The 18,515-nt window shown below is 54.5% G+C and carries 13 protein-coding genes and 2 pseudogenes; 11 read left to right on the top strand and 4 right to left on the bottom strand.

Translation table 11 applies throughout. From position 1 onward, the window contains the following. Nucleotides 1–44 precede the first annotated feature (44 nt). From tssF to tssJ, 3 genes are read left to right on the top strand one after another with little or no spacing between them, the layout of a single operon-like run. Nucleotides 45–1,805, top strand: a complete 1,761-nt coding sequence (gene tssF / locus EAE_RS22140; protein ID WP_015705811.1) for a type VI secretion system baseplate subunit TssF — start codon at nt 45–47, stop codon at nt 1,803–1,805. Continuing rightward, the gene (gene tssG / locus EAE_RS22135) at nt 1,769–2,854 is read left to right on the top strand and encodes a type VI secretion system baseplate subunit TssG (protein WP_015705810.1); all 1,086 of its coding nucleotides are present in this window, start codon (nt 1,769–1,771) and stop codon (nt 2,852–2,854) included. Before tssF ends, tssG begins: the two co-directional genes overlap by 37 nt. Beyond that, on the top strand, nt 2,832–3,371 hold the full coding sequence (gene tssJ / locus EAE_RS22130; RefSeq protein WP_015705809.1) for a type VI secretion system lipoprotein TssJ: 540 nt from the start codon (nt 2,832–2,834) through the stop codon (nt 3,369–3,371). Before tssG ends, tssJ begins: the two co-directional genes overlap by 23 nt. Nucleotides 3,372–3,465: 94 nt before the next feature. Here tssJ and EAE_RS22125 read toward each other — a convergent pair whose 3' ends face one another. Continuing rightward, nucleotides 3,466–4,731: a Y-family DNA polymerase gene (locus tag EAE_RS22125; RefSeq protein ID WP_015366112.1), complete on the bottom strand. Its 1,266-nt coding sequence runs from the start codon at nt 4,729–4,731 to the stop codon at nt 3,466–3,468. Between the two features lie 2 nt (nt 4,732–4,733). Next, nucleotides 4,734–5,153 carry a translesion error-prone DNA polymerase V autoproteolytic subunit gene (locus EAE_RS22120; RefSeq protein WP_015705808.1) on the bottom strand — a complete coding sequence of 140 codons (420 nt, stop codon included), beginning with the start codon at nt 5,151–5,153 and terminating at the stop codon, nt 4,734–4,736. 654 nt (nt 5,154–5,807) lie between these two features. Here EAE_RS22120 and EAE_RS22115 point away from each other — a divergent pair. The 7 genes and pseudogenes from EAE_RS22115 to EAE_RS22090 all read left to right on the top strand — a co-directional run bounded on the left by EAE_RS22115 (nt 5,808) and on the right by EAE_RS22090 (nt 16,237). After that, nucleotides 5,808–8,024, top strand: a complete 2,217-nt coding sequence (locus tag EAE_RS22115) for a type VI secretion system Vgr family protein (RefSeq protein ID WP_015705807.1) — start codon at nt 5,808–5,810, stop codon at nt 8,022–8,024. A gap of 12 nt (nt 8,025–8,036) precedes the next feature. Then, nucleotides 8,037–9,590: a hypothetical protein gene (locus EAE_RS22110; RefSeq protein ID WP_015705806.1), complete on the top strand. Its 1,554-nt coding sequence runs from the start codon at nt 8,037–8,039 to the stop codon at nt 9,588–9,590. Beyond that, on the top strand, nt 9,587–9,715 hold the full coding sequence (locus EAE_RS25440) for a hypothetical protein (protein WP_015366119.1): 129 nt from the start codon (nt 9,587–9,589) through the stop codon (nt 9,713–9,715). Before EAE_RS22110 ends, EAE_RS25440 begins: the two co-directional genes overlap by 4 nt. Nucleotides 9,716–9,725: 10 nt before the next feature. Then, the gene (locus tag EAE_RS22105) at nt 9,726–13,811 is read left to right on the top strand and encodes an RHS repeat-associated core domain-containing protein (RefSeq protein ID WP_015705805.1); all 4,086 of its coding nucleotides are present in this window, start codon (nt 9,726–9,728) and stop codon (nt 13,809–13,811) included. Between the two features lie 17 nt (nt 13,812–13,828). After that, nucleotides 13,829–14,440 carry a hypothetical protein gene (locus EAE_RS22100; protein ID WP_015705804.1) on the top strand — a complete coding sequence of 204 codons (612 nt, stop codon included), beginning with the start codon at nt 13,829–13,831 and terminating at the stop codon, nt 14,438–14,440. A 15-nt stretch (nt 14,441–14,455) separates the two neighbouring features. Next, nucleotides 14,456–15,736: pseudogene (locus EAE_RS22095) on the top strand (RHS repeat domain-containing protein); the annotation flags it as partial. A 6-nt stretch (nt 15,737–15,742) separates the two neighbouring features. Continuing rightward, on the top strand, nt 15,743–16,237 hold the full coding sequence (locus tag EAE_RS22090; protein WP_015705802.1) for a hypothetical protein: 495 nt from the start codon (nt 15,743–15,745) through the stop codon (nt 16,235–16,237). Between the two features lie 63 nt (nt 16,238–16,300). Here the strand turns inward: EAE_RS22090 and EAE_RS22085 are convergent, their stop codons facing one another. Then, nucleotides 16,301–16,900: a DUF4291 domain-containing protein gene (locus EAE_RS22085; RefSeq protein ID WP_015705801.1), complete on the bottom strand. Its 600-nt coding sequence runs from the start codon at nt 16,898–16,900 to the stop codon at nt 16,301–16,303. 130 nt (nt 16,901–17,030) lie between these two features. On the opposite strand from EAE_RS22085, the pseudogene EAE_RS25625 reads away from it, so the two are divergent. After that, a pseudogene (locus EAE_RS25625) lies at nt 17,031–17,431 on the top strand (RHS domain-containing protein); the annotation flags it as partial. A gap of 17 nt (nt 17,432–17,448) precedes the next feature. Here the strand turns inward: EAE_RS25625 and EAE_RS22075 are convergent. Beyond that, nucleotides 17,449–18,477, bottom strand: coding sequence for a diguanylate cyclase domain-containing protein (locus tag EAE_RS22075; RefSeq protein WP_015705798.1), 1,029 nt, complete (start codon nt 18,475–18,477; stop codon nt 17,449–17,451). Nucleotides 18,478–18,515 lie beyond the last annotated feature (38 nt).

Below are 18,515 nucleotides of genomic sequence, written 5' to 3'. Positions count from 1 at the left end.
TTTACAAGCAGCGAGTTTTTCAATTCTGATATCTGAGATATTCCATGGACGATTTAACTCTGCGTTATTTTGACGCTGAAATGCGCTATCTGCGTGAGGCTGGCGAGGAGTTTGCCCGCGCCCATCCCGATCGCGCCGCGGCGTTAAACCTCGATAAAGCCGGCGCCCGCGATCCCTATGTTGAGCGCCTGTTCGAAGGTTTTGCTTTCCTGATGGGGCGGCTGCGCGAAAAGCTCGACGACGACCTGCCGGAGCTGACCGGCGGGCTGGTGAGTATGATCTGGCCGCATTATCTCCGTACCATTCCGTCGCTGGCGATGGTGGAGTTCAGCGTCGACTGGCGGGAGATGAAAGAGCCGCAGCGGCTGAAGAAGGGAACGGAAGTGATCTCCCGGCCCATCGGCGAGACGGGCACCCGCTGCCGTTACACCACGACCCAGCCGCTAACCTTACAGCCGCTCGCGCTCTCCCGCGCCAGCGTCAGGGCGCAGGCCGACGGCCGCCAGGCGATTTGTCTGCGTTTTGACTGTAGCGCGTTGGTGGACTGGCGGGCGCTCGACCTGAGCCGTATTCCGTTGTATCTGAATGCCGACGCGCCATTGGCCTGCGCGCTGCATGAAGCGCTGACCCTGAATGTGGCACGCATCGGCATACGCCTGGCGGGGGAGGCCGATAGCAGGCCGCTGGCGGCCCATTTTGCCGTTTGCGGTTTTGGCCATGATGATGCGCTGCTGCCCCAAAGCGGCGGGTTCAGCGGCTACCAGTTGCTGCTGGAGTATTTCAGCTTTCGTGAAAAGTTTATGTCGGTCGCGCTGTGCGGGCTGGAGAATATGACGTTTCCTGATGCGCCGGGATGGTTTGAGATCGAGGTCGTGCTGGATAAACCGTGGCCGCAGGAGTATGCGTTGTCAGAGAAACATCTGCGTTTACACTGCAGCCCGGTTATTAACCTGTTCCCGCTGGAGTCGGATCCGCTGCATCTGGATTCACTACAAAGTGAGTATCTGCTGCGCCCCATGCGCGTCCAGGATGGACACACCGAAATCTATTCGGTGGAGTCCGTCACTTCCTCCCGCCTTTCCGGCACCCAGGCGTATGTGCCGTTTACCAGTTTTCGCCACAAAGGCGGCATGTTGCGCCATGATGCGCCGGAATATTATTACCACACGCGCGTTAAACGTGGCCCGTCCGGGCTGCATGATACCTGGCTGACGCTGGGCGGCGAGGCGTTTGACCAGCATCGCGTGCCGCAGAATGAAACTCTGTCATTGAGCCTGATCGGCACCAACGGCCAGCTGCCGCGGCGGGCGCTGCAAAGCACGCTGCTGGACACGGTGGTCAAATCCACGACGTCGCGGCTCCAGGTGCGCAATCTCAGCGCGCCGACGTTGCCGTGTTATCCACCGGATCGCGACCGTTTTCACTGGCGGGTGCTGAGCCATCTCGGCAGCAGCTTCCTGTGGATGATGGATAACGCCGAGGTGTTGCGCGGCGCGCTGGCGTTGTACGACTGGACGGACAACGAAATGAACCGCCGTCGCCTGCTGGCGATCGTCGACGTGAGCCACTGTGAGGTGGAACGTTTTGCCGAGGGGCACTTTCTACGCGGCGTGCAGATAGAGGTGACGCTCGACGGTAACGGCTTCGCCGGGCACGGCGACATCTGCCTGTTTGGCGAGATGCTCAACCGCTTCTTTGCCCTGTATACCGACATCCATCTGTTTAATCGTCTGATTCTGATACTGCAACCTACCGGAGAGCGTCTCGAATGGCAGGAGAACCACAAACGCCGCATTCCCGGCTGAGCCCGCGGCTGGAGCGGGATATTCAGCGCATCAACTTTTACCGCTTCTGCCAGCTACTGGAAAAATCGCGACCCGGCGCGCCGGCATTAGGCAGCACGCTAAACCCGGCGGATGATCCGGTACGCTTTCGCCCGCATCCGGGGATGGGTTTTCCGGTCAGCGAACTCAAAGCGGTGGAGTATGATGAGGCGCATCCCGACGCGCCGCCGACGCTGCGCACCACCTTTATGGGGCTATACGGTGTCGATTCGCCGTTGCCCACCGCCTGGCTGGATGATATTGCGCAGCAAAGAGAAGGGCATGAGGCGCAGGAAGCATTTCTCGATATTTTTAACCACCGCATTCTGAGCCAGTTTTATCGCATCTGGCGCAAATACTTGTATCCGGCAACCTTTGAAGACGGCGGTCGCGACCGTACTTCACAGAGCCTGCTGGGGCTGATCGGGCTGGGCATTCCCGGCACCGCTCAGCATATTGCCGCGCCGGTATCTCGCTTTCTGGCATTACTCAGCGTGATGCGCCTGCCCGCGCGTACCGAAGAGGGGATTCAGGCGCTGGTACGATTGTTGGCACCCCATACGCGGGCGGAAGCGTCGCCGCACTGCCCACGGACGGTGTACCCGGCGCAGCCGCTGGGTTTTTACGGCGATAACGATTTCCTGCTTGATGGCTACACGGTGCTGGGCGATGAAACGACCGAGATTGCCAGCCAGTTGCTGATCGCGCTGTACACCGATGATATCGCCGAGGCCGCAGGCTGGATGCCGGAAGGGCAAATCTATGCGGACTTTCTGGTTCTGCTGCGGGTTTATCTCGGCTGGCGCTATAAGGCCAAAATCACCTTAACGCTTCCCACGCCGCTGTTACCCGCGCCGGTACTCGGTGAATCGCCGTTTATGCTCGGCATCAGCGGCGTTCTGGGCATGGAAGGGGACGCGGTTCCGCCGGATTTACCGGCCACGTTTACCACGGAACTGGGCGGCTACCGCGGCATGCCGCTTGCATCATTATCACAAGGAAACCAACGTGTTGCATATCACTTCGCTTAAACTATCCGCACTGATTCTTCTGCCGTTCATGCTGGCGGGTTGCGGGCTAACACAGAAAATCAGCGACGGCGCTTCGTCCGCCGTAAAGTCAGTATTTTATCGCCAGGTGAAAACGCTGCGTCTGGATTTTAGCGCGCGCAATGCGTTAAACACCGATAACCGTGAGGATAACAGCGCCTCCCAGCCGGTGATGGTACGGGTCTATGTGCTGAAAGATCGCAAGACTTTCGAGAAGACGGTTTACCAGCAGCTGGCGGCGGAAGGAGAGGACATATTAAAAGACGATCAACTGGCCAGCCGCAGTCTGGTGCTCAAACCGGGAACGGCGATGAGTCTCACCATGCCGCTGGATGAACAGGCGCAGTATGTCGCCGTGGTGGCGCTGTTTCGGGCGCCGGATCTGACGAAAAACGACTGGAAGCTGGTGCTTGCCCGCGAGGATCTTGACCCGGACCGCGCGCGCGTCATTGAGGCCAGCCATCATCAACTTGTTCTGCAACCGCGGAAGGAGAAGTGAGAAACGCGCTGCGTAATTTTATATTCCATAAATAACCTCACGGACGCCATGATGGCCAAACCTGATTTTATTTAAGGTTTGGCCTGTCGGGGAATCATTTAACCGTGGGCAGATCGCTATATCGGGTGGTGTATCGCGGGGAGAGCATTTCCCGCTTCATCTGCCACGGTTGCTGGATACCCTGGCCGGCGAAGTAAAGCGTTCCACGTCCGTCCTCAGCATTCAGGCGGTCCAGCACCTCCATCAGTTTTTGGCTATTTTTTCGCGGCGCATTTTCGTCAAACAGATTAAGTTGCGCGACGCCCTGGCTATAAAAATCGCCCAGCATCACCCCGGCTTTCTGGTACCGACAGCCACTTTGCCAGATGGCATCCAGACAACGCGTCGCGGCGGCGATAATATCTCTGCTGTCCTGCGTTGGGGTAAGCAGGGTGACCGAGGCATTATTGGCGTAATACCGTTCATCAGGCGCGAAGGGCGACGTTTTTACAAAGACGGAGATAAACCGGCAGTATTGATGTTCCTGACGAAGTTTCTCTGCGGCCCGGGAAGCGTAACTACAGATGGCCTGGCGCATTTCTTCGTACTCGGTGATGCGATGGCCGAACGAACGGGAACAGATAATCTCTTGCTTTACCGGGGCAAACTCTTCCAGCTCGAGACAGGGCTCGCCGCGTAATTCACGGACGGTTCTTTCCAGTACGACATTAAAGTGTTTCCTGATGAAGCGGATATCCGTGTCAGCCAGCTGCAATACCGTCCGGATCCCCATCGTTTCAAGCCTCTTCGCTATGCGTCGACCCACTCCCCAAACCTCTTCCACCGGTAGCGCCGCCATCAATTTTCTTTGCCGCTCCGCATTCGACAGGTCAACCACGCCTCCTGTCTGCTGTTGCCAGCGTTTTGCCGCATGATTCGCCAGTTTAGCCAGCGTTTTTGTCTGGGCTATTCCGACGCCCACCGTCAGGTGTGTGCGTTGCCGCACCGTGGCTCTGAGCTCATGTCCAAATTCGGTAAGAACGCGGCAGTTACGCACGCCGGTAAGATCGCAAAAAACTTCATCAATGGAGTATTTTTCACAGCGAGGCGACATCTCTTCAAGCGTCGTCATTACCCGGTTGGACATATCGGCGTAGAGTTCATAGTTGCTACTGAAGCAAACCACGCCATGATGTCTGAAGATATCTTTTTGTTTAAAGTACGGTTCACCCATTTTCACAAACGGTTTGGCTTCCGCAGAACGTGAAATCACACACCCGTCATTATTGGACAAAACAACCACCGGGCGGCCGCGTAAGTCCGGGCGAAAGACGGTTTCACAGGAAGCATAGAATGAGTTCACATCACACAGGGCAAACACGATCAGCCCGCCGATTTCACGATGTAGGTCACCACGCCAAAGATTTCCAGACACTCTTCACTGCCTGGCATAATCGGCTGGTAGGCGGGATTATCAGGTTTTAGCATGACTACAGGATGTAACTGGAGGCGCTTAACCGTGAATTCCCCATCCACTGCGGCAATAACGATGCTGCCATGGACGGCCTTGCGGGAGCTATCCACCACCAGTAAATCACCATCGCCAATGCCAGCGCCAATCATTGAGTCACCGCTTGATTTCACAAAGTAGGTGGCGCCTGGATGCTGAATCAGCAGTTCATTCAGGTCGATACGCCGTTCAACATAATCCTGCGCGGGGCTAGGAAAACCGCAGGGAACAAGATCGCTGAACAGGGGGAGTGCCACGATCTGGCGTAGTTCGGTTAGTGTGAAAAACTGCATGATGATCACCGATTATCTTTACTGTATGTATATACAGTATTGTAGATCGATGGCAGAGATCAAGAGGGTCGTACCTTATCAAAACCTGCGCCAGCGCCCGGCAGGCGGGGGGGTTTATGTCTGAAGCCGATTGATAAACAATAGATTACCTCATCGCTAATATTAGCGACTGCGCCGTTTAGCTGGCGAAAATAGCGCGACTATTTTATGTAAAAACAATCTGAATATGACTGAGGTAAAGGATCTGATATTAACGAGACAGGGGATGTCTGAGCGATTAACGACCAGGGATTGCTCACCGGCCGACCGTATGCAAGAGCAGGCCGGTGAGCAAATGGCTGTGATGGCAGTTCGCAGCCGCGGTTATTTTAAAGCGTCCGGGCCGGTTTAAACATATTTCTTCGCGCCAGGAGACTATTTTCAGACTTACCTCATTACCGTTTCTAATAAGTCAAACCAGTAATTAACGCCTGTTAAGAAAGCTCCACTACTAATAATGACGGTATAAAGATGAACAAAAGCACAGAGTTGAATAATTAAGAGTATTCCTGGGTGAAATCTCGGGCAGAGAGATGACTTCTGATAAATATTCAGGATAATTTATTAATCTTAAGGAATTAGCCCCGCGGCTGCCTGCACCATAAAGGAATCCATATGGTTAATCGGATATCGATCCTGTCATCTGTCGACAGCTCCTCGTTATTATTCTGGAAATTCAGCGGGCAGGAGAAACTGTCCGAACCTTTCCACTTTCAGGTCGATTTACTCAGCCAGGATTTTGCTATCGACCGTCAGGCCATGCTCGGCAAAAACATGACGGTGGCGGTTCCCGGCCAATGGGGACAGGTGCGTTATCTTTCCGGCAAAATCACCGCCGTTACCGTACGCGCCGAAGATCTTGGCGAGACGCGCTACGCCGTCTATCAGACCACGCTGGAACCCGATTTCTGGCCGATGATGCGCGACCGCAACTTCCGTATTTTCCAGCAGCAGCGGGTGCCGGATATCGTGGCCAAACTGTTTAGCGAGCATAACGTTAAGTTTGAGGACAAACTTACGCGTAGCTACCGGCAGTGGGATTATTGTGTGCAGTATGCGGAAAGCAGCTTCCATTTCATCAGCCGTTTGCTGGAGCTGGAAGGTATTAGCTATCTGTTCCGCCACGATAAAGACGGCCATACCCTGGTGCTGATGGATGACTATCAGCAGGCTGAATCCTTCCCCGGTTATGAAACTATTCCCTGGCATGCGCAACCGGGCGGCGGCGCGGTCGGCGAAGAGGGCATTAGCCAGCTGATGGCGAGCCACGTCGTCACGCCGGGGCTTTACAGCACCGATGACTATGATTTTCGCAAGCCCCACGCCTGGATGCTGCAAACGCTGCAGAATCCGGTCTCGCCGACGCCGGGCAAAATCGACGTTTACGACTGGCCGGGGCGCTTTATGGAGCACGGCGACGGCGAAGCCTACGCCCGTATTCGTCAGCAGTCCTGGCAGGCCGAACAGCAGCAAACGCAGGGTATCGCCACCGCGACCGGTATCGTCCCGGGACACACGTTTACCCTGACGCATGCGCCTAACATGGCTGATAACGCTAAATGGCTGGTGGTGGGCGCCCGCTATGATTTTGAAGAGAATCAGTATGCCTCCGGCGGCGGAAATACCGCGCAGCACCGCATCGCATTCACTGTTATTCCCGCCGCGACGCCATTTGTCCCCGCGTCAAGGACCGACTGGCCGCGCACCTACGGGCCGCAAACCGCCCGCGTGGTAGGGCCGAAAGGAGAATCGATCTGGACCGATAAATATGGCCGGATTAAGGTGAAATTCCACTGGGACCGCGAAAGCCAGGGCGATGAAAATAGCTCCTGTTGGGTGCGCGTTTCCAGCGCCTGGGCCGGCCAGGGTTACGGCGGGGTGCAGATCCCACGCGTCGGTGATGAAGTGGTGGTGGACTTTATCAACGGCGAGCCGGACCGGCCGATTGTCATTGGCCGCGTCTATAACGAAGCCAGTATGCCGCCGTGGGCGCTACCGGCTGCAGCCACGCAAATGGGCTTTATGAGCCGCTCAAAGGATGGTTCGCCGGACAACGCCAACGCCCTGCGTTTTGAAGATAAACCCGGCGAAGAGCAGCTCTGGCTGCACGCCGAGCGCAACATGGATACTGAAGTCGAAAACGACGAGACCCATGATGTCGGCAATAACCGCACCAAAACCGTCGGCAAAGACGAAACCAGCCATATCAAACAGAACCGCACCCGCACGGTGGATGGCAACGAAAGCGTTACCGTCGGCAAAGATCGCAGCAAAACCATCAATGGTAATGAAACCACCACCGTTGAGCAGAACCGTACCGAAAGCGTGAAGGGGAATGAGACCCTAAGCGTTGAGCAGAACCGCGATGAAACCATCAGCGGCAACCATACCACCACGGTGAAAAGCGACCATACCGCGACCGTCGAAGGCAAGCAGTCACTGACGGTCGTACAGGATCGCACCCGCCAGGTGCAGGGTAACGAAAGCGTCAGCGTCCAGCAGAACCGTAACGTGCAGGTCACCGGCAACCAGACGCTGGGAGTGACCGGCAATCACGATATTTCCGTGACCGGTAAGCAAACGCAGACCATCACCAGTAAGCAAGAGGTGACGATCGGCGCCGGGCGTACCCTGAGCATCACCGGCGGTGATACCCGCTTTACGCAAGGGAGCGTAACCGACAGCGCTACCGATACCGTACATATCAACGTGGGCGAAAGCGGCATTCTGATAAGCAACGGCAGCGTGGAGATTACCGCTGGCGGGTCGACGATCACCATTAACGCCGCCGGCGTGATGGTGAATGGTAAGAAGATTGAGCTCAATGCCTGACAGGGAAAGGGAATGAACGCGGCGAAGAATCCGACCGAAAAAGTAATGAGCGAGCTTGAGCTTAGCTGGCTGGACGCCAGCGAGCAGGCGGAGCAGATCCGCTTATTTATCTGGCGGACGCCTGCCGGCGGCGAGTCGCTGCTTGATGGTTTTATCGCGCTGCAGCAGCATCCTGAAGGCCGCTCGCTGCCGGATCTGCTGCTGGGGTTAACCACGCCGTTCGAGACCGGCTATGGCTACAGCGAGGCGCTCGGGCGCGAGTTTGTGGAACACTACGAAGCGACGCCGGATGCCGCTATATGGGATGCCGAACGCTTTCTCCCAACCTATAGCCCGGCGCAGTTGCGGCAGATGCTGCAGGATTTTGCGACGACATTTCATGACGATTTACGTTATCTGGTGTTGGTGCTGAAACCCTCCGCCGTCAGCGATGAAAAGGCGTTGAACCGCTGGTTGAACGGCTGGCTGGCGCAGGAGGCGTGCAACGCCAGACTGTTACTTATCGACACGCTTGAGCAACCGATTTGGCAGCCGCTGTATGAGGCGCATCCACGCAGGGTACGGCTGCTGACCGATGACGTCGACAGTATGAAAGTGATGCATCAAACCGCGCGCGGGCAGAGCGATCCGAATCCCGATCGCCTGTTGTTTCGCCGCTATCTGGCTGATGCCATGCTGCTGCTGGAAAAAGGCAGCGCCGCGCAGGTGGCCGCGCGCGGCGGTATGGCGCTCGGCGTCGCCCAGCGCTGCGGTTGGGCCGACCAGCAGGCGATGATGCATAACCTGATCGCCGGCGGTTGGTTGAAAGGTAACGATCATCAACGGGCCGTCGATCACTACCGCCAGGCGCAAACCATCAGCGGCGAAATTGCCGACCCGGCGCTTAAAGGACAACTGCGTACCCAAAGCACTTTTGGCGAGGCCGGCGCCTGGTTCGCGCGTAAAGAGTATCTCCAGGCGGCGAAAGGCTATCGCCGGGCGGCGGGCGAAGCGCAAACCATTCCACACCCGGTATTTGCCGTAGAAGGCTGGCGGATGTCCGGTTTTTGTCTCAACCTCGCCGGGCACCGGGCAAAAGCGATGGAGGAGTATGCCCACGCCATCCAGGCGGCGGAGCCGATCCCACGGCAAGAGCGCGCCCAGACCACGCTGCCGCTGGCATTCCAGGATCTGCTGCGCATCCATGATAAACGACGGACCGAGGCGCTTGAGGCCTGCGCGACGCGCTGGCAAAGCGAAAAACAGCGCTTAATCCAACAGGCGGAAGACCGCTTGCCGCGGCAACCCGCCGTCGAACAGGTAAAACACGTGGACCGGCAGTTACAGCTACAGCTGGAAGCCGCGTTCGCGCTGATCCGCGAAGCGCGGGAAAAACTGATCCGCGGCGGCGATGACAGCTTTCGTCGCGTGATCCACCTGGCGCGGGAGAAGCTGCATCCGCACTGGAACGGCCTGCCGGAGATCGCCCACCCCTTTGATGCCCCGCCGGGTGAATGGCAAAGCCTGCCTGCCTGGGGAAATACCGATGCATCATCCACTGAAAATGCAGGGAGCAACCCGCTATGAAGACCCGGATTATTATTATTGTTGCCGTGACGCTGCTGGCAATCCTGTTTTTAAGCCTTTCGGACGGCGGGTTCGCCACCGAAGTGCGCACCTTCCTGCGCGCGCTGCTGCGCGCCATGTTCTGAGGCGCGTCTGATGCACTCCGGCGCTCACTTCGACCCGCAGCTTGGCCTGGATATCCATACTTATCCATGGCCGCTGCCGACGCCGCATATCGGCATCGTTTTCGACGTGTTTGATTATCTGCCGCTGCTGGGCACTACCGTACACGTCAACAGCATCAAACGCGCCAGCGCGGGGACCGGCGGTATTGCGGTACATATTCCGGTCGGCGGCGTGTGGGTGCCGCCGCTGCGCGCGCCCGGCGGCCCGCAGATGGAAGACGAGCTGTTTATGGGCAGCAAAACCGTCGCCGTCGATGGTGAACCGTTTTCCCGCATCGGCATGCCGGTACTGAGCTGTAACATCCTCGGAATGGTGCCGCCGTTCCGCCTGAAGCGGCTGAGCAAGCCAAAGCCGCTCTCGCTGACGCTGCCGCTGACGTTTAATCTCGCGATTCCCAACAATGTGATTGTCGGCGGGCCGCCAACCATCAACCTGATGGCGCTGCTGATGCGCGCCGGGTTAAGCGGGTTGGGCAAGGGGTTGAAGAAAGTTAAAAAAACGCCGCAGTGGCGGCTGTTTATGCGGCGGTTTAAAAAGCTGCGCCAGAAGCTGTTTCGCAACATGGATCCCGGCGTCCTGAAATGCCGGGTGCTACGCGCCGAACCGGTTGATATCCGCGACGGTAGCGTGAGCCTGGAACATGAGGATTTTCTGTTACCCGGCCGCCTGCCGCTGGCGTGGACGCGAAGCTACTCGTCGGCGGATCTCGATGAAGAAGGGCTGTGCGGTTACGGCTGGTCAACCCCGGCGGACACCCGCCTTGAAATACTGGCCGATGAAGGCGTCGCGGTGCTGACTCAGCCGGAAGGGATGACGCTGTTTGCGGCGCTGCCGCAGTCCGACGGGCGCGAGCAGGGTATTGTCGGCCTGCCGGACGGCAGCCGCCTGTGGCGGGAAACCCGCAATGGCGAATGTTTCTGGCATGTTGAGCAGGAAGGGAGCGCGCGGCTGCAATTTCGCGGTAAGTGCGGGCGGCTGGCGATTTACCGGCTGGCGGACCGTAACGGTAACGGCTGGCAGTTCGACTGGCAGGGGCGCGAGCTTGAGCGTATTCGCGAGTTCAGCACGCGCGGCATGAGCGGCAGGGAGATCCTCGTCACCTGGCAGGATGGCCGCCTGCGGGCGCTACGCCTGCGCAACGCGCTGGATGACGAGATCACGCCGCTGACCCGCTATGAATACGATAGCGATAATCAGTTGAGCGCGGAGATCGATGCGCTTTCGCATCCGCGGCGCTTCTACTATCAACAGCGCCATATGACCAGCCATGTCGACCGTAACGGCCAGGGCTTCCACTACCAGTTCAATGACGAGTGGCGGGTGGTTCACGCCTGGGGTGACGGCGGCGTATGGGATTACCATTTCGCCTGGCACGACTTGCTCAACGAAGTGGAAATCACCGATTCCAACGGCCATGTAACGTCTGTCAGCTTTGATGATAACGGCCTGCCGGTTTCGGAGATCGATCCGACCGGCGGCAATACCGTCTTCCACTACGATGATTTTGGCCGCACCGTCGAACTCATTGAGCCGGACGGCAGCACGCGTCGTTGGGAGTATGATGAACAGGGGCGAATGATCGCCGAACATCTGCCGGACGGTAGCCAGATTCAGGCGGCCTACAATGAAGACGGCGATCTGCTGACGCTGATTGATGAGAAAGGCGCCTGCTGGCGTTCGGACTATGACGAACGCGGCAACCTGCTGGCGGGCACGGACCCTACCGGCGTCACCTCGCGCTATCAGTATGATGAGTACGGGCAGCTGAGCGCGGCGGACGTGCCGGGTTCCGGGCAGAGTCGCTATCGCTATGATCGGTTTGGTTTTTTGCAGGCGCTGAGCCAGGCCGGCGCGGGAACCACTCAACTGCGGCATTCCGCGCGCGGCACCCTGCTGGAGCGTATTGACGCCGGCGGCGGCAGCAGCCGTTTCCACTGGGACAGCAAGGATCGGTTGGTGGTGATGGTCAATCCGCAGGGCGGCGAAATTCGCGTCGCTTACGACCGGGAAGATTCACCGCTTCACTTCACCGATGAAGCCGGCCAGATAACCCGTTTTCGTTATAACCGCACCGGAATGCTGGCCGCCTGCGAGACGCCGGATGGCGCGACGCTTAGCTATCAGTACGACCTGGAAGATCGCCTGCTGGCGGTGATTAACCAGAACGGTCAGCGCTGGCAACTGGACCGCGACGCGCTGGGGCGCATCGCCGCGGAGACCGATTACTGGGGACAGATAACCCGTTATGGCTGGGATAAAGGCAACCGGCTGATCAGCCGCGAGGATCCGCTGGGGCGGCTGGTGCGCTACGGTTACGACCGCGGCGGGCGGCTAAGCGAGCGGCGCAGCGGCGATACCCTGCAGGCGAAGTATCATTACGATCCCTGCGGACGGATGGTGCTGTGTGAGAATCCGTGGCGGCGGCTGGCGTGGCGCTATGATGACGCCGGGCGGGTGCTGCTGGAGGAGCAGGACGGTTTTCAGCTGCATTATGGCTATAACGAGCGCGGCCTGCTAGTCTCCCGGCGCAGCGACAGCGGTCATCAGGTGCGTTACGCCATGGATGAGTATGACCGGCTGAGCCAGATCCAGCTGAATGACGATGCGCCAATCGTGCTGGGTTACGATGAGGCCGGGCGGCGGGTCAGCGAGCAGCTGTCGGCGGAGGTGACGCGTCATTTCACCTACGACCGGCTCGGCCAACTGACGTCGCAGCAGGTGTTGCAGAATGATTTACCGCTGTTCGCCAGCGGCTTCAGCTGGGATAGGCTGGGTAACCTGACCCGGCGCGATGACAGCCTGTGGGGCAGCGATCGTTACGCTTACGATCCGGTGGGGCGCTTGACGGCCCATACCGCGCCGGACGGTACGCTGCGGCAGTTTGTGCAGGATGCGGCGGGCAGCCACCTGCAGACGCAGACCCGGGCGGTGAATGAGAGCGCCGGGGGCTGGTTCCGCGAGGGGCAGCAGCGCGGGGTGCGTTATGTATTCGATCGCGCGGGCGAGCTGCGACAGCGGCGCGATGTCCGGCATAACGGCGAGAAAGAGGATTTCAGCTGGGACGATAACCGCCAGCTGGTGGCGGTGCGCAAGGGCGAGCGGCTGGTGCGTTACGGCTATGACGGGCTGGGGCGCCGGGTGTTCAAGCAGACGGCGGAAGAGACGCGCTGGTTCTACTGGCAGGGCGACGCGCTGGCGGGGGAAACGGTCACTATCACCCGCGAACCGCTGGCGGCACAGAGCATTTTTGATACCGGCAGCCGGCTGCAGCGGCAGAAAGCGCAGGAAACGCTGTTCAGCAGTATGCGCGAGTACGTGTACTATCCGGGAAGTTTTCAGCCGCTGGCGCTGCTGACGCAGGAAGCGGGCAGGAAGGAGAGCTGGCACTATCATTGTGACCCGAACGGCGCGCCGGTCCGCCTGACGTCATTACAGGGCGAGATAGTGTGGTCAGAGAAGACGGGGGTATGGGGAGAGAAAGGGGAGGTCTACGCCGATCGTATCAGCAACCCGCTGCGTTTCCAGGGCCAGTATTTTGACGCTGAAACGGGGCTGCACTATAATCGACATCGTTACTATGATCCTGAAATTGCGGGGTTTATTAGCCAGGATCCGATTGGATTAGCCGGCGGGCTGAATGTTTATCAGTATGCGCCGAACCCGCTGGGATGGGTGGATCCGTGGGGGTTGAGTTGTTCAAGTGATGCAAGAGCTCTTCGAGCGAATATGGTTGCGGCAGGAAAAAGTGAGCCAAGTTTTAAAAATTCAGCACATCATATTGTTATGTCAAATTCTAAAGATCAAAGGATGGTCGCTTTGCAGAACCAAATGAGTAAATTAGGAATAGATATCAACACTGCGGAAAACGGTATATTTTTACCTTCAAATAGTAAAGTGATTGTGCCAGCAGGAAACAAATTGCCAAATCATGCTAGCATTCATACTAATGCTTATAAGCAGAAAGTATATGATCGTTTAAGTATAAAGAACAATAGTGGTGATTTTATATCCGAGCTAAATAGAATCAATACTGAAATTGCTAATGGTACATTTTAATTTTACGGTGATGATAAATGACTATATTGAAAAATTTAGAAGATAAGTTTAATAAGATTAGTTCCGATAGTGAAAGCTATATTATATCATATAGTGATAGTGTTAGACTCAACGAAACTAAAGTAGTAGTTAGCAAAGGTGCATTATATAATCTTCGACCCTATGAAATCGAACGGGCTGGATTTAAGATAGGTAAGAAACTTAATAAATTACCTGCAAATGTAAAAAATACACACATCTATCACTTTGATAGCCTGGAACGTATATCGTTAATAGAAATATTTGGACAGACATCAAATATAATTAACAAAGAGTTTTGTATCTATGAAGGTGATAACTTAGAAAGGATTTATTTTACCAGTGCCGGTATGCTGCGAAACATCTCTTTGTCAGTATACAATGATGGATTGATTGAAAAAGATTTCAATTGGGGGATGTATGGGTGCAGTGTATCTGATTATGTTTATGAAGACTCTATTCTTAAGAAAATATATGTTCAGCAAAAAGAACATGCAGAATCATCTTTTACAGAATTTGAAGTTGTATTTTCGTATAAAAATGCAATCATCGATACCATTAAAAATGTATTTCCTAATGGTTATGAAGAACAACGTTATCCTGCACGCTGAATTAGCTAATTAAATAACAGCCTGTGGGGCAGCGATCGTTACGCTTACGATCCGGTGGGGCGCTTGACGGCCCATACCGCGCCGGACGGTACGCTGCGGCAGTTTGTGCAGGATGCGGCGGGCAGCCACCTGCAGACGCAGACCCGGGCGGTGAATGAGAGCGCCGGGGGCTGGTTCCGTGAGGGGCAGCAGCGCGGGGTGCGTTATGTATTCGATCGCGCGGGCGAGCTGCGACAGCGGCGCGATGTCCGGCATAACGGCGAGAAAGAGGATTTCAGCTGGGACGATAACCGCCAGCTGGTGGCGGTGCGCAAGGGCGAGCGGCTGGTGCGTTACGGCTATGACGGGCTGGGGCGCCGGGTGTTCAAGCAGACGGCGGAAGAGACGCGCTGGTTCTACTGGCAGGGCGACGCGCTGGCGGGGGAAACGGTCACTATCACCCGCGAACCGCTGGCGGCACAGAGCATTTTTGATACCGGCAGCCGGCTGCAGCGGCAGAAAGCGCAGGAAACGCTGTTCAGCAGTATGCGCGAGTACGTGTACTATCCGGGAAGTTTTCAGCCGCTGGCGCTGCTGACGCAGGAAGCGGGCAGGAAGGAGAGCTGGCACTATCATTGTGACCCGAACGGCGCGCCAGTCCGCCTGACGTCATTACAGGGCGAGATAGTGTGGTCAGAGAAGACGGGGGTATGGGGAGAGAAAGGGGAGGTCTACGCCGATCGTATCAGCAACCCGCTGCGTTTCCAGGGCCAGTATTTTGACGCTGAAACGGGGCTGCACTATAATCGACATCGTTACTATGATCCTGAAATTGCGGGATTTATTAGCCAGGATCCGATTGGATTAGCCGGTGGGCTGAATGTTTATCAGTATGCGCCGAACCCGCTGGGATGGGTGGATCCGTGGGGATTAGCTAAGTCATGTGGTGGAACAACAAAATTTTATCGTTCAATGAGTCATGAAGATTTCGAGTATTTACGCACTACAGGTAAATTAAGAGGAACATCTGAAACATTCATTTCACCAAGAAGAGCATTCTCTGAGAATTACGATGGAGTTTTAGTGAGGTTTTACCTTAAAAACGATGCATTATCAGAACTAAAATCAATTGGGGTTAAAGATTCAGCAGTACTTACCAGTATTACTTATCCGGACATGCCAGATGTAGGGAAGGGATGGAAGGAGACAAGTGCATTCTTTAAAGCTGAAGGGGAACAGATTAATATTGGATTAGGTAAAGGTAAGGCATTAGATATATTCAATCAAGGGATTCAGCGATTCGAGAGGTTAAATTAATAGCATATGAAAATTGATAAAAAACAATTAATTGTCTCTTTAATGAAAAGAGAAATTGATATCTCAAAATTTTATAATGATTTCAATGCATTTTACGGTGAACTTAACATATGCTATGAACTTGAATTAGCTCGTCAAAATAGAGATGCTGAATTAGTTGATGTTTTTTTATATTTGTCAGCTCTTATTAATTATGATTTTAAGTGCATAGATTTATTGAATGAATTGATAATAGCTGATTGGCATAAAAAACATGAGGATTTAGCAACGATTCTAAATTACTATCATAGTGAGACTAGTGTTGAATACTTATATCAAGCGGCGTTGTTAGAACTAAATTATAGAGACTATGATGAGGATTATGTTCTGGCAGATAAATGTATTAGGGCGCTAGCCAAAATAAAAAATAAAAACTCAATCGAAAAATTGGAAAGATTGGCTATGGTAGAAAATGAAAAAATAAAAAAAAGCGCAATGAAACAATTAAGTAAAATTAGTTGAGCTAATGGGTGTTTAAAGTCGCCTGTCCATTACAGGCGATTTAGAAAAATATTTAAAACTAATTTAAAGTTGGAAATGATATGTTTTTTCTGTAGGGATAAGCGTTTTCGCCTTGCAAAAATCCCCTAAAGAGACGAGGTTGTGAATCTCCTGTACCTGATGGGTGATATCATGTAGATTAACAATCCATTCATTACAAAAATTAATGACTGCTTGGTTTCGAATTCCAATTTGTATTGTACGGTAATTAAGTTTATTTAGATGAATATCTCTCTCAGGATCCCACTGAAATATAATATCTGAATTCTTTATTTTATCTTGCCATTCTTCTTTATTTTGAAAGGTTGATGCTGAATGATAATCACTTGGCACCCCTAAATGAAGAATTTTTTGGAATGCGTCATGACTCAAGTCTATAGCTAATATTCTCGTCTGATTGCTGTCTTTTTTCCCCCAGCCAGAGCGATACATCATCCATAAAAATGATGGCTTAATCCATGTCATTCTAGTCAGGCTAAATGGGGGAGAAACGAAAGTATTGTTTTTAATCGCACTATCAGCTATTTCATCGGAATATGCCTGATAGACACGGATAAAATCTTTTGTGAAGAAGGCTCTAATTTGCCGTTCTGGGATTGAGTACTTTGGTAAATGCTTTTCCATCAATAGTTTTAATTGAGTTAATTAATTAAATAGATATTATACATGGAAAGTTACTCTGATAAAAATGTTTCGTATTGTTGAAACAGGCTTTTCCCAGAAAATGCTACGACAGAATTCATAATAATATATCAAGCAGACGGCGGAAGAGACGCGCTGGTTCTACTGGCAGGGCGACGCGCTGGCGGGGGAAACGGTCACTATCACCCGCGAACCGCTGGCGGCACAGAGCATTTTTGATACCGGCAGCCGGCTGCAGCGGCAGAAAGCGCAGGAAACGCTGTTCAGCAGTATGCGCGAGTACGTGTACTATCCGGGAAGTTTTCAGCCGCTGGCTCTGCTGACGCAGGAAGCGGGCAGGAAGGAGAGCTGGCACTATCATTGTGACCCGAACGGCGCGCCGGTCGCCTGACGTCATTACAGGGCGAGATAGTGTGGTCAGAGAAGACGGGCGTATGGGGAGAAAAAGAGGAGATCTACACCGATCGTATCAGCAACCCGCTGCATTTCCAGGTCCTGTATTTTGCCGTTGAACGGCTGTCTAATCTCACTTACCTCTCTCGCGGCGTCGCCTTCTTACTACTGTACATCGCTTTATCCGCACTGTTCAGCAATGTATCGGCATCCGCGGCATCGTGAGGGAAAAGCGCAATGCCGATGCTGCCGGAAATCGTAATAACATGCTCGTGGATCAAAAATGACTGAGTTAACGCATTGTTGATCTTTTCCGCCGTTTGTCGGGGGAGCGGATCGTTTGCTTTTAAACCAGGGAGCAGGGCGATAAACTCATCGCCACCGAGGCGGGCCACCGTATCACCTTCTCGTAAAACGCTTTGTAGACGAAACGCCACCAGCCGCAGCAGTTCGTCACCCACGGCGTGGCCGTAAACGTCATTCACTGGCTTAAAGCGGTCGAGATCGATAAAGAGCAGCGCCACTTCTGTCTCATTGGCGATGGCCTGAGTAATCGCCAGCTCCAGGCGATTAACCAACAGCCTGCGGTTTGGTAATCCGGTCAGCGCGTCGAAGTTGGCGTGCAACCAGACCACCTGCTCCCGCTGTTTACGGTCGGTGATATCTCTAATAAACGCGGAGAAAATCTGCTTGCCTGATTGCTGATGCGGCCAGATCGACAGTTCGATAGGGAATTTGCCTTTAGTTCGATGCAGGGCGGTAATTTCGATGGTGCGATTAAGGATATTCGACGGCTGAGCCGCCTGAAAGCGCATTAAACCACGCGCATGCTGCTCGCGAAACTCTTCCGGCACGATCATCTCGCCCAGGTTGTTGCCGATAGCCTCCCCTGCGGACCAGCCGAACATTCTTTCCGCGGCCTGGTTCCAGTTAATCACCACCCCAGCATGATTGATGGTAATCACCGCATCCTGTGCAGTCTCAACCAGCTGTCGATGGTTCTCCTCGCTTTCGGCCAGCGCTCGCTGCATCGACTCAATCTCGCTGATGCTCTCCTGTAGCTCACGATGCATTTCCGCAAGCGAAAGCGAGAAAAAGCGAATACGCTCTTCTACTGACATATTTTTCATTTCGGCGTACAGATCGCTGGCGCTACGTGGAGACATAAGGCGTTCCTGATGAATCGAAGAGAATATTCAACCAA

The sequence above is a fragment of the Klebsiella aerogenes KCTC 2190 genome, assembly GCF_000215745.1.
GTDB lineage: Bacteria > Pseudomonadota > Gammaproteobacteria > Enterobacterales > Enterobacteriaceae > Klebsiella > Klebsiella aerogenes.
Note: the sequence above shows the minus strand (reverse complement) of the source record. Positions and strands in the feature narration are given on the sequence as shown.

What these genes read in the sequence shown, in the direction of transcription:
- EAE_RS22115 (WP_015705807.1), top strand. Translation starts at nt 5,808, where the DNA reads ATGGTTAATCGGATATCGATCCTGTCATCTGTCGACAGCTCCTCGTTA.
- EAE_RS22110 (WP_015705806.1), top strand. Translation starts at nt 8,037, where the DNA reads ATGAACGCGGCGAAGAATCCGACCGAAAAAGTAATGAGCGAGCTTGAG.
- EAE_RS25440 (WP_015366119.1), top strand. Translation starts at nt 9,587, where the DNA reads ATGAAGACCCGGATTATTATTATTGTTGCCGTGACGCTGCTGGCAATC.
- tssG (WP_015705810.1), top strand. Translation starts at nt 1,769, where the DNA reads ATGGCAGGAGAACCACAAACGCCGCATTCCCGGCTGAGCCCGCGGCTG.
- EAE_RS22075 (WP_015705798.1), bottom strand. Translation starts at nt 18,477, where the DNA reads ATGTCTCCACGTAGCGCCAGCGATCTGTACGCCGAAATGAAAAATATG.
- EAE_RS22090 (WP_015705802.1), top strand. Translation starts at nt 15,743, where the DNA reads ATGAAAATTGATAAAAAACAATTAATTGTCTCTTTAATGAAAAGAGAA.
- EAE_RS22120 (WP_015705808.1), bottom strand. Translation starts at nt 5,153, where the DNA reads ATGCAGTTTTTCACACTAACCGAACTACGCCAGATCGTGGCACTCCCC.
- EAE_RS22100 (WP_015705804.1), top strand. Translation starts at nt 13,829, where the DNA reads ATGACTATATTGAAAAATTTAGAAGATAAGTTTAATAAGATTAGTTCC.
- tssF (WP_015705811.1), top strand. Translation starts at nt 45, where the DNA reads ATGGACGATTTAACTCTGCGTTATTTTGACGCTGAAATGCGCTATCTG.
- EAE_RS22105 (WP_015705805.1), top strand. Translation starts at nt 9,726, where the DNA reads ATGCACTCCGGCGCTCACTTCGACCCGCAGCTTGGCCTGGATATCCAT.
- EAE_RS22085 (WP_015705801.1), bottom strand. Translation starts at nt 16,900, where the DNA reads ATGGAAAAGCATTTACCAAAGTACTCAATCCCAGAACGGCAAATTAGA.